This window comes from Methyloversatilis discipulorum, assembly GCF_000527135.1.
In the GTDB taxonomy this organism is placed as follows: domain Bacteria; phylum Pseudomonadota; class Gammaproteobacteria; order Burkholderiales; family Rhodocyclaceae; genus Methyloversatilis; species Methyloversatilis discipulorum.
The window spans coordinates 39,560-58,274 of the sequence record NZ_AZUP01000001.1 but is presented as its reverse complement, the minus strand read 5'-3'; the positions used below and the strand labels follow the sequence as shown (position 1 = coordinate 58,274).

General features: G+C 65.9%; 18 protein-coding genes. 8 read left to right on the top strand and 10 right to left on the bottom strand.

The window, feature by feature from the left end:
* The first annotated feature begins 55 nt into the window (after positions 1-55).
* Genes METFAM1_RS0100280 through fliN form a run of 3 tightly spaced genes read left to right on the top strand, consistent with a single transcriptional unit; the run spans position 56 to position 2,159 of the window.
* On the top strand, positions 56-664 hold the full coding sequence (locus tag METFAM1_RS0100280) for a flagellar basal body-associated protein FliL (protein WP_019917439.1): 609 nt from the start codon (positions 56-58) through the stop codon (positions 662-664).
* A gap of 26 nt (positions 665-690) precedes the next feature.
* Positions 691-1,716: a flagellar motor switch protein FliM gene (gene fliM, locus METFAM1_RS0100275; protein WP_019917438.1), complete on the top strand. Its 1,026-nt coding sequence runs from the start codon at positions 691-693 to the stop codon at positions 1,714-1,716.
* A complete protein-coding gene (gene fliN, locus METFAM1_RS0100270; RefSeq protein WP_019917437.1) occupies positions 1,713-2,159 on the top strand; it encodes a flagellar motor switch protein FliN in 447 nt (148 codons plus the stop codon). Before fliM ends, fliN begins: the two co-directional genes overlap by 4 nt.
* A 93-nt stretch (positions 2,160-2,252) precedes the next feature.
* On the opposite strand, the gene eutC is transcribed toward fliN, so the two are convergent.
* The 4 genes from eutC to eat all read right to left on the bottom strand — a co-directional run bounded on the left by eutC (position 2,253) and on the right by eat (position 6,823).
* Positions 2,253-3,056 carry an ethanolamine ammonia-lyase subunit EutC gene (eutC, locus tag METFAM1_RS0100265; RefSeq protein WP_019917436.1) on the bottom strand — a complete coding sequence of 268 codons (804 nt, stop codon included), beginning with the start codon at positions 3,054-3,056 and terminating at the stop codon, positions 2,253-2,255.
* A gap of 62 nt (positions 3,057-3,118) precedes the next feature.
* Positions 3,119-3,964 (bottom strand): TorF family putative porin, encoded by an 846-nt coding sequence (locus tag METFAM1_RS0100260; RefSeq protein ID WP_019917435.1) that lies wholly within the window; start codon positions 3,962-3,964, stop codon positions 3,119-3,121.
* A 38-nt stretch (positions 3,965-4,002) separates the two neighbouring features.
* Positions 4,003-5,409 carry an ethanolamine ammonia-lyase subunit EutB gene (locus tag METFAM1_RS0100255; RefSeq protein WP_019917434.1) on the bottom strand — a complete coding sequence of 469 codons (1,407 nt, stop codon included), beginning with the start codon at positions 5,407-5,409 and terminating at the stop codon, positions 4,003-4,005.
* A 10-nt stretch (positions 5,410-5,419) separates the two neighbouring features.
* A complete protein-coding gene (gene eat, locus METFAM1_RS0100250; protein WP_019917432.1) occupies positions 5,420-6,823 on the bottom strand; it encodes an ethanolamine permease in 1,404 nt (467 codons plus the stop codon).
* Positions 6,824-7,036: 213 nt separating this feature from the next.
* On the opposite strand from eat, the gene METFAM1_RS0100245 reads away from it, so the two are divergent.
* The gene (locus tag METFAM1_RS0100245; RefSeq protein ID WP_024300330.1) at positions 7,037-8,056 is read left to right on the top strand and encodes a helix-turn-helix domain-containing protein; all 1,020 of its coding nucleotides are present in this window, start codon (positions 7,037-7,039) and stop codon (positions 8,054-8,056) included.
* A gap of 136 nt (positions 8,057-8,192) precedes the next feature.
* Here the strand turns inward: METFAM1_RS0100245 and METFAM1_RS21295 are convergent, their stop codons facing one another.
* Positions 8,193-8,324: a hypothetical protein gene (locus tag METFAM1_RS21295; RefSeq protein ID WP_269744947.1), complete on the bottom strand. Its 132-nt coding sequence runs from the start codon at positions 8,322-8,324 to the stop codon at positions 8,193-8,195.
* Positions 8,325-8,402: 78 nt separating this feature from the next.
* On the opposite strand from METFAM1_RS21295, the gene METFAM1_RS0100240 reads away from it, so the two are divergent.
* Positions 8,403-9,188, top strand: a complete 786-nt coding sequence (locus tag METFAM1_RS0100240) for a M90 family metallopeptidase (RefSeq protein WP_019917430.1) — start codon at positions 8,403-8,405, stop codon at positions 9,186-9,188.
* Complete coding sequence (locus tag METFAM1_RS0100235; protein ID WP_019917429.1) at positions 9,185-9,961, top strand: hypothetical protein; 777 nt, start codon at positions 9,185-9,187, stop codon at positions 9,959-9,961. Before METFAM1_RS0100240 ends, METFAM1_RS0100235 begins: the two co-directional genes overlap by 4 nt.
* A gap of 166 nt (positions 9,962-10,127) precedes the next feature.
* Here METFAM1_RS0100235 and METFAM1_RS0100230 read toward each other — a convergent pair whose 3' ends face one another.
* A complete protein-coding gene (locus METFAM1_RS0100230; RefSeq protein ID WP_019917428.1) occupies positions 10,128-10,730 on the bottom strand; it encodes a TetR/AcrR family transcriptional regulator in 603 nt (200 codons plus the stop codon).
* 79 nt (positions 10,731-10,809) lie between these two features.
* Between METFAM1_RS0100230 and METFAM1_RS0100225 the strand changes: the two genes are divergently transcribed.
* Both METFAM1_RS0100225 and METFAM1_RS0100220 read left to right on the top strand, forming a co-directional pair.
* Positions 10,810-11,283, top strand: a complete 474-nt coding sequence (locus METFAM1_RS0100225; RefSeq protein ID WP_019917427.1) for a nuclear transport factor 2 family protein — start codon at positions 10,810-10,812, stop codon at positions 11,281-11,283.
* Between the two features lie 109 nt (positions 11,284-11,392).
* Positions 11,393-12,487: an NADH:flavin oxidoreductase/NADH oxidase gene (locus METFAM1_RS0100220; RefSeq protein WP_019917426.1), complete on the top strand. Its 1,095-nt coding sequence runs from the start codon at positions 11,393-11,395 to the stop codon at positions 12,485-12,487.
* 64 nt (positions 12,488-12,551) lie between these two features.
* On the opposite strand, the gene METFAM1_RS0100215 is transcribed toward METFAM1_RS0100220, so the two are convergent.
* The 4 genes from METFAM1_RS0100215 to aroC form a co-directional block, all read right to left on the bottom strand.
* A complete protein-coding gene (locus METFAM1_RS0100215; RefSeq protein WP_019917425.1) occupies positions 12,552-13,328 on the bottom strand; it encodes a PEP-CTERM sorting domain-containing protein in 777 nt (258 codons plus the stop codon).
* Positions 13,329-13,366: 38 nt separating this feature from the next.
* Entirely contained in the window at positions 13,367-14,323 is a 957-nt protein-coding gene (locus tag METFAM1_RS0100210; protein ID WP_232419610.1) for a PEP-CTERM sorting domain-containing protein, read from the bottom strand.
* A 98-nt stretch (positions 14,324-14,421) separates the two neighbouring features.
* Complete coding sequence (locus METFAM1_RS0100205) at positions 14,422-17,043, bottom strand: TonB-dependent receptor (protein WP_198291410.1); 2,622 nt, start codon at positions 17,041-17,043, stop codon at positions 14,422-14,424.
* 435 nt (positions 17,044-17,478) lie between these two features.
* Positions 17,479-18,648: a chorismate synthase gene (aroC, locus tag METFAM1_RS0100200; protein WP_019917422.1), complete on the bottom strand. Its 1,170-nt coding sequence runs from the start codon at positions 18,646-18,648 to the stop codon at positions 17,479-17,481.
* Positions 18,649-18,715 lie beyond the last annotated feature (67 nt).

The window sequence follows — 18,715 nt, the reverse complement described above, 5'->3', positions numbered from 1 at the left end:
CATTGAAAGGCATGTGTGCCCGCCGACAATTCCGAACCAGACAGGAGCATCGAATATGGCCAAAGCAGCCGCCACCCCGGACGAAGCCGGAGCAGACGCACCGAAGAAGAAGGGCAACAAGATGCTGGTCATCATCATCGCCTTGCTGGTGGTGGTGATACTCGGCGGCGCTGCAGCCTTCTTCATGATGGGTGGCGGTCACGCCGACGAAGGCGAGGACGGCGAGGAAGTCGTTGCCGAAGAAGATCATGACGCGGCGGCGAAGGAAGCGAAGAAGGCCAAGCTGAAGAAGAAGAAGGACGCAGAAGCCAAGGGCCTGCCGCCGGTCTTCGTCGAACTCGACCCCTTCACCGTCAATCTGCAGCCCGAAACCGCGGTCGACCAGTACCTGCAGGTCAAGGCGACACTGCGCGTCGACGAACAGCCTGCCGCCGACAACCTGAAGGCCTACATGCCCGAGATACGCCACCGCGTGCTGATGCTGCTGTCCGGCAAGAAGGCATCCGAACTCGGCACCACCGAAGGTCGCGAGCAACTGGCGGAAGACATCAAGCACGCGGTCAATGCCATCGTCGGCGAGGTACCGCGCAACCGCAAGGGTGAGCCCGAAGAGCCGATAGGTCCGGTCGAATCGGTGCTCTTCACCTCCTTCATCGTGCAGTAGCGCAGAAGAGAACAGCGAGGAAGATCATGTCCGACTTTCTTTCCCAGGAAGAGGTCGATGCCCTGCTGAAGGGCGTCACCGGCGAAACCGACGAAGCCGTCCAGGAGGACGACACCGGCGGCATTCGCCCGTACAACCTCGGCACCCAGGAAAGAATCGTCCGCGGGCGCATGCCCACGCTGGAGCTGATACACGAACGTTTCGCCCGTTACCTGCGCATCGGCCTGTTCAACTTCATGCAGCGCAGCGCCGAAATCTCGCTCGGCCCGATCCGCCTGCAGAAGTACTCGGAATTCATCCGCAACCTGGTGGTGCCGACCAACCTGAACCTGGTCCAGGTGAAGCCGCTGCGCGGAACCGGACTGGTGGTGTTCGACCCGAATCTGGTGTTCCTCGTCATCGACAACATGTTCGGCGGCGATGGGCGCTTCCATACGCGGGTTGAAGGGCGTGACTTCACGGCGACCGAGCAGCGCATCATCCACGGCCTGCTGGACGTGTTCTTCGCCGAATACGAGCGCTCGTGGGAGCCGGTACACAAGATCAAGTTCGAGTACATGCGCTCGGAAATGAACTCGCAGTTCGCCAACATCGCCACCCCGTCGGAAATCGTGGTCGCCTCGACCTTCACCGTCGAACTGGGCGGCGTGTCGGCGGAGATGCACATCTGCCTGCCCTATTCGATGGTCGAGCCGCTGCGCGACATCCTCAATTCGTCGATGCAGAGCGACAGCGTGAGCTCCGACAACCGCTGGATCAAGCTGCTGACCCGCCAGGTGCAGGACGCGGCGGTCGAACTGGCGGTGAATCTCGGCGACGGCTCGCTCACGCTGGGCGGCCTCAACAACCTAAAGGTTGGCGACATCATTCCGATAACTATCCCAGAGACAGTGACGGCCTCGGTCGATGGCATAGACGTGTTGCAGTGCAAGTACGGCGTGCAGAACGGGCACTACGCATTGCGCATCGAGCGTTTCATGGCCGGCGAAGAAGAGTTGATCGAGCACGCCCTGAACGCCCAGGGCAAGAAGACAGGTGAGGAAAAACCATGAGCGATCTGGCCGAAGCCGAAGAGCAAATCAGCGACGATGACTGGGCCGCCGCGATGGCGGAACAGACCACCGCAGACGAAGCGCTCGCTGCACTGGACGCCGGCAACACGACGGCGGAAGCGCAGCCGGCGAACATATTCCAGCAGTTCGGGGAAAGCGCGAACAAGCCTGCCGAGGGCCTGCGCGACTTCGAAATGATCCTCGACATCCCGGTGCAGCTGACGGTGGAGCTGGGCCGTACCAAGATTTCCATCCGCAATCTGCTGCAACTGGGCCACGGCTCGGTGGTCGAGCTCGACGGCATGGCCGGCGAGCCGATGGACGTGCTGGTCAATGGCACGCTGATTGCGCAGGGTGAGGTGGTGGTGGTGAACGACAAGTTCGGCATCCGCCTCACCGACATCATCACCCCGGCCGAGCGCATGAAGAAGCTCAAGCGCTGACGCACACGAACCTCCTCCTGATTCGACCAGATTGAATCGGGTTTCAGGGCGACGCAGATGCGTCGCCCTTTTTCTTTGCCGACGGCCGGCCGCTCATTCCAGTCGCGGCGCACCCGTCCCGTCGACGAGCGGCAAGGTGCGGTCGCTCTCATCTTTCAGTCCGACGCCGGTCAGTCGCAGCGTGCATGCCTGCTGCATCAACCAGTTCAGACGATAGGCGGCGGCACCATAGGGCTGGCCCTCGGGTCGCACATTCGATATGCAGTTGCGCTCGGCGTCCGACCTGCTGACGCGCGGTGCCCAGGTCAGATACACGCCCAGGCTGTCGGGCGAACTGAGCCCCGGCCGCTCGCCGATCAGCATGGCCACCATGCGCGCGCCCAGCGCCTCGCCTACCTCGTCGGCCAGCGCCACGCGCGCCTGGGTGGCGATCACCACCGGCGCGATGCACCAGCCCTCTGGCAGCAGTGGATAGAGCGCCGCGAGCAGCGGCACCGCGTGCCGCGCCACCGCCGCCGACGACAGGCCGTCACCGATCACCACCGCCAGATCGCAGCCCTCGCCGCGCATGCCGTCCAGCCGCACGCGGTCGTCGGCGTCGAGCCGGCGGCCGAGGTCGGGTCGGCGCAGATAGGTTTCGCGGTCCGGCGCCCGGCTTTTGACCGGCAGTGCGGGCCAGTCCTGCGCGTTCAGTTCGGATGCCAGCGCCGCCACGTCGAGCGGCGTGTGGATGGCATCGCGGGCCAGCGCGTGGGCCAGACCGAAACCCAGCGCTTCCGCGGTGGGCACGGCGTTGCCGACGCGGCCCAGACCGATGCGCGCCGACGTGAAACTTCGCCACAGCGCCCAGGCATCCTTGCCGTCGCTCAGCGTGCCGTCCTTGTCTTCATCCTTCATCGCACATCTCTTCACGTTCCTTGCGCCGGCCCCGACCGTCGCTGCCCGGGGCCGGCGACATGTCAGAAGGCCTTGGTCACGCTGACAAGCAGCTTGTCCTTCGCAATATCGGAATCCGAGCGCCCGTTGTCCAGGCTAACGAAGTCCTTGTACGCGTTCGGCTCGCTCGATGCCGAGTAGAACACGCCGGCCGACCAGCCATCGGGCAGCGCCCGGGTGACGCCGACCTTGTAGTAGGTGATGTCCAGTCCGGTCGAGTTGCGCACGATCTGGCGACCGATCTGACCGCTCACGTTCCATCCTTCGGCCACGTCGTAGGCGGCGTTCAGTTCGAAGTAATGCGAACCGCGCGTGTTGCCGGTGACGCCGGCCGACAGATCGCCAAAGAAGCCGCCATTGACCGGCGAATTGTTGGTGCTCCAGCCGAAGTATTCGTTCAGCGTGCGGCCGGTCTTGAAGGTGAGCCATTCCCAGCTCAGCGCGACATAGGCTTCGGCGGTGTCGAGGCGGTTGCGCGCGTTGAAGCCGGTGAAGGGCGAATCGTCCCAGTTGGCACCCGGGTACATGTAATACACAGCGCCGACATCGACGCCTATCGTGTCGGCAACCTTGGTGCGATAGCCGCCGTAGAGGTCGGTTTCGACCGCTGCGCCCGGCAGCCAGTGATCGGATACGTTGGAGGCGAAGAAGCCGGCGTAGAAGCCCGAACTGTGCGCCGCCTCGATGCTGAACTGCAGGGCCGGCCCGCCCCAGGTCTGCGACTGGCCGCGGAAGATGTAGTCGCTGACCAGCGTGACGCTCATCGGCACGGTCCAGTCAGAGGCCGGCTCGGCCTCCTCGGCGTGAGCCAGCGGCGCGGCTGCGAACAGGGCTGCACAGAGCAGCGTGGTGTGGCGGATCGAAGTCATGAAGAAAGCTCCCGGTCTGTTTGAAATGGATGTTGATTTCACGCGGCGCGCGGCGAGGGCAGCGCAGCCAGCGAGGTGATGCCGTCGACCAGCGCGCGGCCACTGCCGCGCAGCAGTTCGCCGTTCGGGTCGGTCAGCCCGATGGACTGCAGCCAGCGCTCGAATTCGGGTGCGCGTTTCAGGCCCAGCGTGCGGCGCAGGAACAGTGCGTCGTGGAAGGAGGTGCTCTGGTAATTGAGCATGATGTCGTCCGCCCCCGGCACGCCAATCACGAATGGAATGCCGGCGGCGCCGAGCAGCACCAGCAGCGTGTCCATGTCGTCCTGGTCGGCTTCGGCGTGATTGGTGTAGCAGACGTCGCAGCCCAGCGGCAGGCCGAGCAGCTTGCCGCAGAAGTGGTCCTCCAGCCCGGCGCGGATGATCTGCTTGCCGTCGTACAGGTACTCCGGCCCGATGAAGCCGACCACGGTGTTGATCAGCAGCGGCTTGTAGCGACGCGCCACCGCGTAGGCGCGCGCCTCGCAGGTCTGCTGGTCCACGCCATGGTGAGCGTTGGCCGACAGCGCGCTGCCCTGCCCGGTCTCGAAATACATGACGTTGTCGCCCAGCGTGCCGCGACCGAGCGACAACGCCGCGTCATACGCTTCGTCGAGCACGGCGAGGCTGACGCCGAAGGAACTGTTCGTTTTCTCGGTGCCGCCGACCGACTGGAACACCAGGTCCACCGGCGCGCCCTGCTCGATCAGCTTCACCGTATTGGTCACGTGGGTCAGCACGCAGCTCTGGGTCGGGATGTCGAAGCGTTCGATCAGTTCGTCCAGCATGTGCAGCAGGCTGGCGATGGCGGGCAGGCTGTCGGACGCCGGATTGATGCCGATCACCGCGTCGCCGGCGCCGCACAGCAGGCCGTCCAGCGTCGAGGCCGCCACGCCGCGCAGGTCGTCGGTCGGGTGGTTGGGCTGCAGCCGCACCGCCAGATGGCCGGGCAGGCCGATGGTGTTGCGGAACTGCGTCACCACGCGGCACTTGCGCGCCACCGCGATCAGGTCCTGGTTGCGCATGAGCTTGCTCACCGCCGCCACCATTTCCGGCGTCAGTCCCGGCGACACTGCGGCCAGCGTGTCGGCGTCGGCCGCGTCGTCGAGCAGCCACTCGCGGAAACCGCCCACCGTCAGATGGGCGATCGGTGCGAAGGCTTCGCGGTCGTGGCTGTCGATGATGAGGCGGGTGATTTCGTCCTCCTCGTACGGCACCAGCGCCTCGTTGAGGAAGGTGGCGAGCGGGATGTCGGCCAGCGCGTGCCGCGCCGCCACCCGACGCAGCGCAGAGCCTGCCGCCACGCCGGCCAGCACGTCGCCGGAGCGGGCCGGGCTGGCGCAGGCCATCACCGTCTTCAGGTCGGGGAAGCTGAACGCCTCCCCGCCCACCGTCACGCGATAAGCCATGGCGCTCTCCTCAGCGGCTGCCGGCCAGCATCACGTCTTCCGGCGCATCGGCACGCTGCTGGCCGGTCAGGAAGAAGTAGGCCGAGGCGAGCGCGAACAGACCGAGGAAGACGCCAGCCAGCAGCGTGTTGAACCACACCATCGCGCCGAGGCAGAACACGCCCAGCGCCAGCGCGATGGCCGGGAATACCGGATAGAACGGCGCACGGTACGGACGTTCCAGCAGCGGCTCGCTCTTGCGCAGCTTGAACAGCGAGGCCATCGACATGATGTACATGACGATGGCACCGAACACCGACATGGTGACGATGTTGGCGGTCAGCGTCTGGCCGCCGAAGCTGATCCATTCGTCGCTGAAGATGGCCGCCACGCCGATCACGCCGCCGGCCAGCAAGGCGCGGTGCGGCGTCTGGAAACGCGGGCTGAGCGCGGCGAAGTAGCGCGGCAGGTAGCCCGCGCGGGCGAGCGCGAAGATCTGCCGCGAGTAGCCCATGATGATGCCGTGGAAGGAGGCGATCAGGCCGAAGAGGCCGATCCACACCAGCATGTGCAGCCAGCCGCTGTTCTCGCCCACCACCGCCTTCATCGCCTGCGGCAGCGGATCGTTGATGTTGGAAATCTGCCGCCAGTCACCGACGCCGCCGGCGAAGATCATGACGCCGAAGGCGAGCACCAGCAGGGTCAGGATGCCTGCCACATAGGCGACCGGAATCGTGCGCTTCGGGTCGCGTGCCTCTTCGGCCGCCATCGCAGCGCCCTCGATCGCGAGGAAGAACCAGATCGCGAACGGGATGGACGCGAAGATGCCCGCCAGCGCCACGCCGGAGAACTCGTTCTGGCCGGCCCAGCCGTTGGCGACGAAGTTCGCCATGCTCCAGCCGGGCGCGACAATGCCCATGAACAGCAGCAGTTCGAAGATGGCCAGCAGCGTCACGAACAGTTCGAAGGTGGCGGCGATGCTGACACCCACCCAGTTCAGCGCGATGAACACCACGTAGGCGCCGAGCGCGATCATCTTCGGATCGACGCTGGGAAACTGCACGTTGAGATAGGCGCCGATGGCGAGCGAAATCGCCGGCGGCGCGAACACGAACTCGACCAGCGTCGCGAAGCCGGCGACGAAACCACCGAATGGTCCGAAGGCGCGGCGCGCGTAGGCGAAGGGGCCGCCGGCATGTGGAATCGCCGTCGACAGTTCGGTGAAGCTGAAGATGAAGGTCGCGTACATCGCGGCGACCAGCACGGTCGCGCACAGGAAGCCCAGCGTGCCGGCCGAGTTCCAGCCATAGCTCCAGCCGAAGTACTCGCCCGAAATGACCAGCCCGACCGCAATGCCCCACAGCTGCAGCGGGCCCAGCACCTTCTTCAGCGACTGTGGGCCGCCCGCCCCTGCCGCATTCAGTGTTGACGACATGTTTTCCTCTCCCGGATCTGTTCCGCCCGGCGCGGAACCTCTTTTTCATTCGATCACCGGGAAGGCGTCCCCACTATCCGGAATCGGAAAAGTCGCGGCGGTGCACTATCCCGAATCGGAAAAGCTGTGCGCGGCAGTTGGCACGAGGAATGCTAAGTCCCTGCAATCACGGTACATTCCTGTTCGCGCGAGCGACAGGAGGAGAGGCAGAACATGGGACATGACATCGCGCCAGCCCCGACCGCGGAGGACGCCACCAGAAGCGCCCCGAAGGACGGAATCCGCGTGTGCCGCAGCGACGACGTCGCCGAGCACGCGGACAATATTTCGCGCTGGCATCAGGAATACGAGCAGTTGTCGGGTGGCGTGTTCAGCGGCTGCATCCGCGAAATGCTGGTCGAGGACGGCCCGCGGCTGCAGGTGTTCCACGAGTACACGGAACAGGAAACCAGCCAGCAATGCGGTCCCTGGTCGGGCTCGGTGTGGATGGGCCTGCCCGATCTGTCGCGCACCGGTGAAGTGCGCTTCTGCGGCCGGCCGCACAGCGATGGGGTGCACCTGATGATGGCGCGCGCCAGCAGCGGCTTCACGCTGCGCACGCCACGCGACTTCGGCATCTACGGCATCGTTGCCGACGAAGGCTGGCTCGCCTCGCGGCTGACCGGCCGCCACGGGCACAAGCTCGAACAGCTGCTGCTGCACGGCTCGGTCGCCAGCCGCGCGCTGAGCCCGTCGCGGCACAGCGAACTGTGCTTCCTGATTGAAGGGCTGCTCGAACCAGTCGGCGCGACGACGCCGTCCGGCGATCTGTGCGCCGATCTGGTCGATCTGCTGCTCGACAGCCTGGGCGACGATCCGACACCGCCGTCGCGCACCGCGCTCGAACAGCGTCGCTTCGACATCGTGATGCAGGCGCGGCGCATCGCGCTCAGGCCGGAAACCGCGGTCGACGGCGTGGATGATCTGTGCGAACGCCTGCACGTCACGCGCCGCACGCTGCAGAACCACTTCAACAGCGTGCTCGGCATGGCGCCGAAGGATTACCTGAAGCGCGTTAGGCTGAACGCCGTGCGCCGCGCGCTGCAGCATGGCAGCGACCCGGCGCGCAGCGTGCACGACATCGCGATGCAGTGGGGCTTCTGGCACCTCGGCCACTTCTCGCACGACTACCGCGAACTGTTCGGCGAACTGCCTTCGAGCACGCTGCGGCGGGCGCTGAACGGGACCTTCTGAAGCGGGCGGCAGTGAGGGCGGTCATTGTGGGCGCGGCCTTGGCCGCGACGTGTCCGCCCCAAGCCGCGTCAACGAAAAAGGGCGACCGCTTTCGCGGTCGCCCCTCGCACACCTGTCTCACGACAGTTGCGCGGAATCAGGTCTTTGGCTTCTCCGGCTGAGAGCTCTGGGGTTTGGCGTCGCCGTGCTTTTCGCCCGGGCATGCAAGAACGGCACTGGACGACGCAAACATCGCCAGCCCCAGCAGGATCGCGAGACGTTTCATCACGGATCACCTCCTTTCGTGGTTGCAGAGCCTTCACAATAGGCGCTGACCCCACCCCGCGCAAGAGAGGATTACTTCCGGATGTTGCACTGGCTGCGCCGACTCGTTTCCGCCGTCGAACCCGAATTGCCCGACGTACCTGACGAACAGTGGGAACGCATCGAGGCCCGCCTGCCCTGGCTCGATTTCCTCGACCCCGCCGACCGGCCGCGCCTGCGTGAACTGGCACGGCAGTTCATCGTCAGCAAGGAATTCCACGGCGCCCACGACACCGTGCTGACCGACGACATGCTGCTCGAAATCGCATTGCAGGCCTGCGTACCGGTACTGAATCTGGGGCTGGACTGGTACGACGACTGGGTCGGTGTGGTGGTCTATCCAGGCGACTTCGTCGTACCGCGGCGGGTGACCGACGACGCCGGCGTGGTGCACGAGTACGAGGACACGCTGGTCGGCGAGGCGTGGGAAGGCGGGCCGGTGCTGCTGTCCTGGCAACCGGAATCGCTGGCGGCCGACGGTATCAATGTGGTCATCCACGAGTTCGCGCACAAGCTGGACATGCGCAACGGCGAGCCGGACGGCCTGCCGCCGCTGCACGCCGGCATGAGCGTGCAGCGCTGGGCGGCCGTCTGGTCGACCGCCTACGAGCGCTTCTGCGCTGACGTCGACGCTGGCGTAGATACCGGCATCGACGACTACGCGGCAGAGAGCCCGGCCGAATTCTTTGCCGTCATGTCGGAGTGCTTCTTCGAGATACCGGACCTGATACAGCAAGCCTGGCCGGATCTTTACGAACAGCTGGCCCGCTTCTACCGGCTCGACCCCGCACCACGCGCCCGCGCGCTGTTCCCGCCGGCCGCAACGTGATCGAGGAACTGATCGCCTGGGCGCGACTGGACTGCATGCCCGCCGCACAGCGCCTCGGTCTGCGCCGCGAGGCGGCCGCGCTCGCCGTGCGCCATCGCCGTCTGCGCGCGCAGTGGGCCGACCACATCGCGCAGACCCGCGCCGCATTGCTCGCCTCCGCCCGCCTTGCCGCCGCAGTTCCCGCTGCACCGCGACGCGCCAGGCTCATGGGCGCCGGCCTGCTGCAGGACGTGCCGCTCCCGGAGCTGCTCAGGCTGTTCGATCGGGTCGATCTCGTGGATGTGTGCTTCGGGCCGGCGGCGCGGGCTGCAGAGCGCATGAATCCGGATCAGGTGCGCTGCGTGCCGCAGGACGTGAGCGGCGTACTGGACGATCTGTCGCGCGATCCGCACCTCGCCGCGCCGGCGATGCCCGCCGACGCCTGGTGCGCCTCGGTGAACCTGCTGTCGCAACTGCCTCTGCTGCCCTGCGCGGCGCTGCTGGATGGCGGCTGCAGCGAAGCCGAGGTCGAACGCTACGGCCGATCGATACAGCGAGCCCACATCGACGCATTGAGCCGTGTGCCGCACGCGTGCCTGATCGTCGAGTACGCGCGAACACGAGCGGATGCGCCGGACGAAGCGCTGCTACCCGGTCTGCCTGACAGCCTCATCAGAGACGGCTGGACCGCCGGTCCCCGTTGGCACTGGCCGCTGAACCCGGAAGGCGAAACGGACGAACCATCCGGACGGGCAATGCAGGCGTGGTGGCGCGGCGGTGACGCCGGCCGCTGAACACAAGCCCCTTCGCCGTACTTACCGCACACGCCTCCTCTCCTGAGGGAGCGGCCCTTGCCGCGACACGGCCACTGTGGTCCGCCAGCTTCGATCCAGGCCGCTGTCGGGGTCAGAAGACCCCTCCCACAGAACCCCAGCCCTGACTCCAGCCACAAATCAGGTGTCAGGCGTACGCACGCTCCGCCCCGGTGAGCACACGCGCAAACACCCGTGCCAGCGGCGCGCGGGCGGCGTCCGCGCCTTCCATCTGCGCACGGACGATGGCGCCTTCGATCGCCAGCAGCAGGTCGGCGGCGACCTCTTCCGGTCGCATGCACCCCGCCTCGCGACAGGCCGCTTCGATGCGCGCCGTCAGTTCCCGCTTGTGGGTGACCGTCATCGCCGGCGCTTCGGCACCGGCTTCAGCATGACCATTGATGAAGGCGCAGCCGCGGAAGCCGGGCGCGCGGAACCAGTCGTCCAGCGCATCGGGCAGTGCGGCCAGCCAGGCACCGGCGTCCGCCGTGTCGGCGAGCCGGCTTTCCAGCCAGCCCATCCAGCGTGCGTGGCGCAGGTCCAGATAGGCCTCGACCAGCGCCTGCTTGGTCGGAAAGTGACGGTAGAACGAAGCCTTGGCGACACCGGACTCGGCAATGATGCGGTCGATGCCGGTGGCGCGCAGGCCGTGCCGGTAAAACAGCCGGTAGGCGCATTCGAGTACGCGGGTCCGCGCGTCCTGCTCCGGCAGCGGACCGGGGCCGGCGAGATCGTCGAGAGATGTGAACATCCACTCATGTTGACAGACAGACCTGTCTTGTTCAAGTATGTAGACAGACCTGTCTCTTTCCCACCACCGGAGCATTGCCATGACCGACGCCCCCCGTCCGCCCCTGCCGCCCTTCACACCGGAAACCGCTGCGCAGAAAGTGCGCGCCGCCGAAGACGGCTGGAACAGCCGCGACCCGCAGCGCGTATCGCTCGCTTACACGGCCGACAGCCGCTGGCGCAATCGCTCGGAATTCCTGCGCGGCCGCGCCGAAATCGTCGATTTCCTGACCCGCAAGTGGGCGAAGGAGCGCGAGTACCGGCTGATCAAGGAACTGTGGTGCACCGCCGGCAACCGTATCGCGGTGCGATTCGCCTACGAGTGGCAGGACGACGCCGGCAACTGGTTCCGCTCCTACGGCAATGAGAACTGGGAATTCGACGATAACGGCCTGATGGCGTACCGCCACGCCAGCATCAACGATCTGGCGATCAGCGAGTCGGAGCGTCTGTTCCGCTGGCCGCAGGGACGCCGTCCCGACGATCATCCCGGGCTGTCCGAACTGGGACTCTGACGATGCGGCCGCCGGTGTCGCGAAGGTCGACGCGGGCCGGCGGTCAGCGGTAGATTGCGGGGCTCTGCGGCCCCGCCGCCCGCCCGTCATCGACCCCGAGATCCCGTTCATGCCCACTCAGCTCTTCCAGCCCTACGACCTCGGCAGCCTCCGTCTGTCCAACCGCATCGTCATCGCACCGATGTGCCAGTACTCGGCCAGCGACGGTAACGCGACGGACTGGCATCTGATGCACATCGGCCAGATGGCGCTGTCCGGCGCCGGTCTGTTCGTGATCGAGGCGACCGCGGTCGAAGCCGAAGGTCGCATCTCCGCCGCCGACCTCGGCCTGTGGAACGACGCCAACGAGTCGGCGCTGCGCCGTGTGCTCGACGGTGTGCGCGCCCACTCGAACATGCCGATCGCGATCCAGCTCGGCCACGCCGGCCGCAAGGCTTCGGTCGCACGGCCATGGGAGGGCGGCGCGCAGATCGCGCCCAGCGCTGGCGGCTGGCAGACCGTGGCGCCGTCCGCCGTCCCGCACGCCGCGCACGAACACCCGCCACTGGCGCTCGACGCCGACGGCCTGCGACGCGTGCGGACGGCTTTCGCCGAAGCCGCTAAACGCGCTGCGCGGCTCGGGCTGGACGCGGTCGAGGTGCATGGCGCCCACGGCTATCTGCTGCACCAGTTCCTTTCGCCGCTGGCGAACACACGTGACGACGCCTACGGCGGCACGCTCGAGAACCGGCTGCGCTTCCCGCTCGAGGTGTTCGACGCGGTGCGCGAAGCCTTCCCGCACGACCGGCCGGTCGGCATGCGCATTTCCGCCAGCGACTGGGTGGACGGCGGCTGGGACATCGAACAGAGCGTGGTGCTGGCGCAGGCGCTCAGGGCACGCGGCGCGAGCTTCATTCACGTATCGAGCGGCGGCGTGTCGACGGCGCAGCAGATCCCGCTCACGCCGGGCTATCAGGTCGGCTTCGCCGAGCGCATCCGCGCCGAAACCGGCCTGCCGACCATCGCGGTCGGCCTGATCACCGAGCCGGAGCACGCCGAGTCGATCCTCGCCGCCGGCCAGGCCGACCTGATCGGCGTCGCCCGCGCGATGCTGTACGACCCGCGCTGGCCCTGGCACGCGGCTGCGAAGCTCGGAGCGCAGATCAAGGTGGCGCCCCAGTATCTGCGCTGCGCACCACGCGAGGTCGCAAAGCTGTTCGGATGAAAAAAAGCCAGGCACGGGGCCTGGCTCAAAGAAACGCCCGGTTGCCCGGGTCGAGGCGTGAAACTCAGATGCGGTTCATGCGACGGCGGGCAACGAAGCCCACCATGCCCAGACCGGCCAGGAACATGGCGTACTCGGACGGTTCCGGTACCGGCGCGGCGATCGGCGCGAAACCTTCGAAGTTGGCGACGCGCAGCGGCGGCGACACGCCGTCCAGGCTCGGTGCCTGGCGGATGGTCACGGCGCCCGTGAGGTAGTCGAACTCGGTCGCGTTGGTCTTGATCACGTACCAGCCGGTGGTGGGGTTGTCTTCTTCCACCGAAATGTCGGTACGGAAATCCACCACGTTGTCATCGAACACATCGACCGGGTTGGTCGGACGGGTACGCACGCCGTTGGAGGTGTGAGCGACGCTCTGCAGACGGAAGTCGCTGTCGGTGCCCGAGTCGTACCAGCCGACCGACACGTCATAGCCGGCGAAGCCGCTGCGCAGGATGTCGTTGATTTCGGTCTCGTACTCGAGATCGCCGATCTCGACTTCACCCACTTCCAGCGTAAAGCGCGAAGCGAAAGCAAGCGTACCGTCGGTATAGCGATAGACGTAGTCGTAGAAGGTGCCGACGTCCATGCCGTCATAGATCACCGAGCTGATGCGACGAGCGACCTGGGTGTAACCATTGTCGGCCGGAGCCCAGTCGGCGCCGAGGAAGAGCGGATCGGTCGCCGGGTTGTTGGTGCCGGTGATGCGCAGCGTGCCGCTTTCCGGCAGCGCGACGAAAGCCCAGGCAGAGTGAGCGGAAAAGCCGAGCAGCAGGGACAGCGCAAGGGTCTTGATCTTCATGGGGAATATCCTCTTTTTGGTGTGTGTGTGTCAGAACATCAGGCCCGCAGGCGACGGCGCACGACGGCACCGATGACGCCCAGACCGGCAAGGAACATGGCGTACTCGGACGGCTCGGGAACGGCCGCGACGGTCGGCGCGAAACCGCCGATCGCGCTGTACAGCAGCGCCTGGCCTTCTTCACCCGCCTGGTAGTAGCCGATCGCGTCGTCCATCCACTTGTAGTCGGTAGCGTCGGTCTTCAGCAGATACATGCCGCTGAAAGGATTGCCCTCGGACAGGTTCACGTCAGCCTGGAAAGCGACCGCGTTCAGGTCGAGCAGCGGCGTACCGGTCAGCGAACGCACATCGCTGCGCGAGGCGTTGTACATGCGCAGGTCGAAGTCGCCATAGAACAGCCAGGCGGCCTTCACGTCGAACACCTTGTCGCCTTCGACGAAGCCGTAGCGGTACATGAAGTTCAGTTCCGCGTCGTCGGCATAGGAGGGCGACTGGCCGAGCACGAAGCGGGTGCCGAACACCAGTGCGTTGTCGCGCGAATCACGGAACACGAAGTCGTAGGCGTCACCGATGGTGTCGCTGCCCAGCGTGATGCCGGTCGTCACGTGATAGTCGATCAGCGACAGCGTGCCCGACGCCGTCGGCGTGCCGCGCGGCACCGTGCCGCCAATCGCGGCCGTACGCCACTCGGTCGCCGAATAGTCGATGCTCAGCGGAACGTTGGCGTTGCCGCCGCTGGCCACGACGTTGTCAGTCTGCAGATAGAGCTTGTCGCCTGCCGGCTGGTTGGCGCCGGACACCTTGACCGTGGTGTCGTCGGCCGTACCGAGCAGACCGTCGGCGCCGGGGCCGACCGCATCGGTGTCATCGGCCGTACCCCACTTCAGGTCGGGGCCGGGTCCGGTGTTCTCCAGCAGGCTGGTGAAGTCACCCGCCTGCGCCGGCGCAGCGATCGCCGCCAGCATTGCTGCCAGGGCTGTTGCGCGTAGTTTCATAGTGCCACCTCCTCAAGTTTCGATCCGCCGGAACGGATCATCAAGTTCGCGTTTGCACGACCGCGCGAACAATCGGTATGAAAATCAGGTACGAGTCTTCAGTTGCTCCGTGGCATGTCGAAGGCATAGGTCAGGCCGACCCAGCCGGCGCGGGGCGAGCCGGGGCCGACGAACTGCGAATGGGTCCAGGCGAAGGAGTTGTAGTTGAAGCCGGAAGCATCACGGGCGCCGAAATTGCCGGCGACGAAGGGATTCAGTTCGAGTTCGCTGGCGGTGACGTACTGTTTGTCGAACAGGTTGTCGACGCGGGCGAACACCGTGAGCTGGGGCGTGATGCGGTAGCGGCCGACGAAGTGGAATACCGCGTAGCCGGCAGTCGAGCCCTTGCCGACATAGGCCCGGCCGAGACCCGCCGAGCCACCACCGAAGGAGTCGCCGTACTCGTCGTCGCCACCTGCCTGATGCTCGTTGTTCTCGTTGCCGCGCGAGTAGGAACCGGCATGCGCGATCATGTTCACGCCGAAGCTGAGCTTGTCGGTGGCGTCGTAATTCCAGCCCAGACGCAGCACGTCACGCGGAATGCCCGGGATGAAGTCACCCGGCTTGATCGTGAATTCGTTGAGCTGGCCCGGCGTCTTGTTCGAACTGCTGTTCGACTGGTTCACCACCCGTGCGGTCGAATCGAAGGTCGCTTCGAGCCGCGTGTAGGCGGCGCGGAAGGTGTGCTTGCCCAGTCTCGCGGTCATGCCCAGTTCGAAGCCTTCGCGCGTCGTGCTCTCGAAGGTGTCGAACACGCCACGGTTCTTGCGGCCGAGCGACACGAACAGGATGTCGTCTTCGAGTTCGGTCACGAACACCGTCGCGTTGAAATCGATCTTGCCCTCCAGCGCGGTACCGCGCAGACCGAACTCGGTACTCAGCGAACGTACCTGCGGCAGATAGGGATCGCTGGTCAGCGCGGTCGGCACCGAACAGCCGATGCTCTTGCCGTTGTTCTGGTTCTCGACTTCCTTGTCGCGGGCACAGCCCAGTTCGATCACCGACGGCGTGCGCGAGCCCTTGCTGACGTTCATGAAGAAATTCAGCTCGGGCGTCGGCAACCACGACATGCCGAAGGACGGATTGGCGCTGTAGTAGGTGTAATCGCCCTCCGAACAGAGGAAACGGGCGGTCGCGTCGGCCAGGGTGCCGCAGCGCATCTGACGGGTGTTCAGGAAGTTCTGCGTGAACTGGTAGAGCGGAATCGGCTTGTCCGACACCAGCTGGTTCTTCACGTGCGTGCGGCTCCAGCGCAGGCCGTAGTTCACGAAGAAATTGTCCTGCACGGTCCAGGTGTCGGTGGCGAAGATCGCGACCGCCTCGTTCGATCCGGTCAGGTTGTTGCGCTGGATCAGCGTCTCCAGCGGCGCGAGACCGAGTTCGTCGGCCTTCGACGGATCGGTGTAGATGTTGCGGTCGCCGTCGATGAAGCCGAGCAACTGGCCCTGGCCGTAGCTCATGTCGTTGCGGTCGAAGGTGCCGCCGACCACCACCTGGTGCTTGTCGCCGACATGCACCCACTGCAGCGTCAAGCCCATCGCCTCCTGCGAAGTGCCACCAATGTTGAACAGACCATTGGGCGCGAAACCCGGACAGCCGGGCGAGGTCGGTCCGCCGACCGGGTCGTAGGCGCCGTTGGCCGACACATAGGGAAAATTGCTCAGCGGGCAGTCGTCGAGCCGGCCGTAGGACAGGCGGTCGAAGTCGTCCCAGAAGTCGCCGCCGACCGAGCGCTGCGTCAGCTTGCGCTGGTACAGGCCGAGCGACAGGCTGTCGCGGTCGCTGATGTCGAGGCGAGCACGCAGATTGATGTGCGTCAGATCGTTGTCGTTGGTGTCGGGCGAGGTGAACACCGACTCCGGCCGCACTTGCCAGTCTTCGTAGGGCACGAGCCCGTTGCCCGTGAGCTTGTTGTCCACCTTCAGCAGGGAGCCGGTCAGTTCGACCTTGCCGATGCGCGCATCGATGCGGCCGAAATACTGGTTCACGCTGCTCGGTGAGTTGTCGCGCCAGCCGTCCTCACGGAACTCGCTAATCGCGAAGAAGCCGGCCACCGTGCCGTTGTTGCCGCCAACCGCAAGCTGGTTCTGCGAACGACCCCACGAGCCCTGAGTGCGGGTCGCTTCGAAACGCTGCGAAGTGAAGCCGGACTTGGTCTGCAGCGACAACGCGCCGCCTATCGTGTTGAGGCCGAACAGCGGATTCGAGCCCGGAATCAGGTCGGTGCGTTCGATCGCGATGGTCGGGATCAGATCCCAGTTCACCACTTCACCGAAGGGCTCGTTGACGCGCACGCCGTCGAGGTAGACCGACAGGCCCTGCGGTGTGCCAACCAGCGGCGACGCCGAAAAACCGCGAAAGCTCAGATCCTGCTGGAAGGGGTTGCCGGCATAGTCGTTGATCGTGATCGACTGACCGGTGGTGTTCAGGAAATCGGTGATGTTGATCGACTGCTGCTGGCGGATATCCTCGGCCGTCGCACTCTGCACGTTGACGCTGGACTGGTCGCGATCGATCACCACGCCCGGCAACGGCGTGATGATGCGCGGCGCGCGAATCTCGACCGGAGCCAGCTCGATCACCTCTTCCTCCTGTCCATGGGCTGCGCCCGACAGTGCGCACGAGACCAGCACCAGCGCTGCCGCGGGTGCCGCCCCACCTCCGAAATTTTTGGTTCTCATTGCACGCGGTGTAGGAAAGATTCCTACACAACCATTAGCAAGTTATTTCCTCCCTTTTATCGACTGACAGAAGGCGCCAACAGGGAAAACATCCCGGAAAATCCGTGTCGGGAAATATTCCCGAGGCGTGGGTTCACGACTTCGCCCATCCGTGGCTCTGACCCGGTCGACCAGACCCTGCGCAAGATCCTGACAGGACGGGCTTTCTGCCGACGCACGCCCTGCGATACATGGGCTCTCGTCATGCCGGGTGGGAGTGCAAAATTATGTTGCGCGCTATGTTGTCGCCGCACTTCACGCGTGCCTTATCGGCTCCGGAAGGCGGTGCGAAGGGGAAAGGAAGGCGGGGAAAATGGCGCGTCGGATGACGCGCCGGTCGGCGTGGGCAGGGAGGAGGACGCTACAGCGGATACCCGGCCGCTGGCCGGGGACGGCTCAGGCTTCGTCCGGCTCCGGATCGTCCACGGCGGCGTCACGTTGCGCGCGCAGCCGTTCGATCACGTCGGCCGGGGCGGCCGCCGGAATGCGCGGCGTCGGGCAATCGACGTCGCCGCACTGCGCACGGTGGCGCAGCGCGTGGTCCATCAGCACCAGCGCAAGCATGGCCTCGGCCACCGGCGTGGCGCGGATGCCGACGCAGGGGTCGTGCCGGCCGTGCGTGTTCACGATGACCGGGTTGCCGGCCTTGTCGATCGAATGACGGTCGAGGCGGATGCTGGAGGTGGGCTTGATGGCGATGGACACGCGCACGTCCTGGCCGGTCGAAATGCCGCCCAGCACGCCGCCTGCGTTGTTCGACAGGAAGCCTTGCGGCGACATTTCGTCCGAGTGTTCGGTGCCGCGCTGTTCGACGCTGGCGAAACCGGCACCGATCTCCACACCCTTGACCGCGTTGATGCCCATCATCGCGTGCGCGATGTCGGCGTCCAGCCGGTCGTACACCGGTTCGCCCCAGCCCACGGGCACGCCGCTGGCGACCACGTCGATGCGCGCGCCGCAGGAGTCGCCGGATTTGCGCAGCTGGTCCATGAACAGTTCGAGCTCCGGGACGATGGTGGCGTCCGGTGCGAAGAACGGGTTGTTCGCGATGGCTTCACGGTCGCGGTACTCGATGCGGATCGGTCCGAGCTGACTCATCCAGCCGTGGATGTCGATGCCGTAGCGCTCGCGCAGCCACTTGCGGGCGATCGCGCCGGCCGCCACCCGCACCGCGGTCTCGCGCGCCGACGAGCGGCCGCCGCCGCGATGGTCGCGGATGCCGTACTTCTGCCAGTAGCCGTAGTCGGCGTGGCCCGGGCGGAAGGTTTCGGCGATGTTGCCGTAGTCCTTCGAGCGCTGGTCCTGGTTGCGGATGAGCAGCGCGATCGGCGTGCCGGTGGTGATGCCTTCGAACACGCCGGACAGGATTTCCACCTCGTCCGGCTCGCGCCGCTGCGTCACGTGGCGCGAGGTGCCGGGCTTGCGCCGGTCCAGTTCGGCCTGGATGTCGGCGGCGCTCAGCGCCAGCCCCGGCGGACAGCCGTCGACCACGCAACCGATGGCCGGGCCATGCGATTCACCGAAGGAGGTGACACAGAAAAGCGTGCCCAAAGTATTGCCGGACATGGGAAAACCCGCGATTTTTCGAGGCGCAGAGTCTACCATGCAGGCCCGGCCGACCTCCCGCCCGGCC

Bases quoted from the DNA above. Each gene is read 5' to 3' on its own strand.
- METFAM1_RS0100280 (WP_019917439.1), top strand. From the start codon at position 56: ATGGCCAAAGCAGCCGCCACCCCGGACGAAGCCGGAGCAGACGCACCG.
- fliM (WP_019917438.1), top strand. From the start codon at position 691: ATGTCCGACTTTCTTTCCCAGGAAGAGGTCGATGCCCTGCTGAAGGGC.
- fliN (WP_019917437.1), top strand. From the start codon at position 1,713: ATGAGCGATCTGGCCGAAGCCGAAGAGCAAATCAGCGACGATGACTGG.
- eutC (WP_019917436.1), bottom strand. From the start codon at position 3,056: ATGAAGGATGAAGACAAGGACGGCACGCTGAGCGACGGCAAGGATGCC.
- METFAM1_RS0100260 (WP_019917435.1), bottom strand. From the start codon at position 3,964: ATGACTTCGATCCGCCACACCACGCTGCTCTGTGCAGCCCTGTTCGCA.
- METFAM1_RS0100255 (WP_019917434.1), bottom strand. From the start codon at position 5,409: ATGGCTTATCGCGTGACGGTGGGCGGGGAGGCGTTCAGCTTCCCCGAC.
- eat (WP_019917432.1), bottom strand. From the start codon at position 6,823: ATGTCGTCAACACTGAATGCGGCAGGGGCGGGCGGCCCACAGTCGCTG.
- METFAM1_RS0100245 (WP_024300330.1), top strand. From the start codon at position 7,037: ATGGGACATGACATCGCGCCAGCCCCGACCGCGGAGGACGCCACCAGA.
- METFAM1_RS0100240 (WP_019917430.1), top strand. From the start codon at position 8,403: ATGTTGCACTGGCTGCGCCGACTCGTTTCCGCCGTCGAACCCGAATTG.
- METFAM1_RS0100230 (WP_019917428.1), bottom strand. From the start codon at position 10,730: ATGTTCACATCTCTCGACGATCTCGCCGGCCCCGGTCCGCTGCCGGAG.
- METFAM1_RS0100225 (WP_019917427.1), top strand. From the start codon at position 10,810: ATGACCGACGCCCCCCGTCCGCCCCTGCCGCCCTTCACACCGGAAACC.
- METFAM1_RS0100220 (WP_019917426.1), top strand. From the start codon at position 11,393: ATGCCCACTCAGCTCTTCCAGCCCTACGACCTCGGCAGCCTCCGTCTG.
- METFAM1_RS0100215 (WP_019917425.1), bottom strand. From the start codon at position 13,328: ATGAAGATCAAGACCCTTGCGCTGTCCCTGCTGCTCGGCTTTTCCGCT.
- METFAM1_RS0100210 (WP_232419610.1), bottom strand. From the start codon at position 14,323: ATGAAACTACGCGCAACAGCCCTGGCAGCAATGCTGGCGGCGATCGCT.
- METFAM1_RS0100205 (WP_198291410.1), bottom strand. From the start codon at position 17,043: ATGAGAACCAAAAATTTCGGAGGTGGGGCGGCACCCGCGGCAGCGCTG.
- aroC (WP_019917422.1), bottom strand. From the start codon at position 18,648: ATGTCCGGCAATACTTTGGGCACGCTTTTCTGTGTCACCTCCTTCGGT.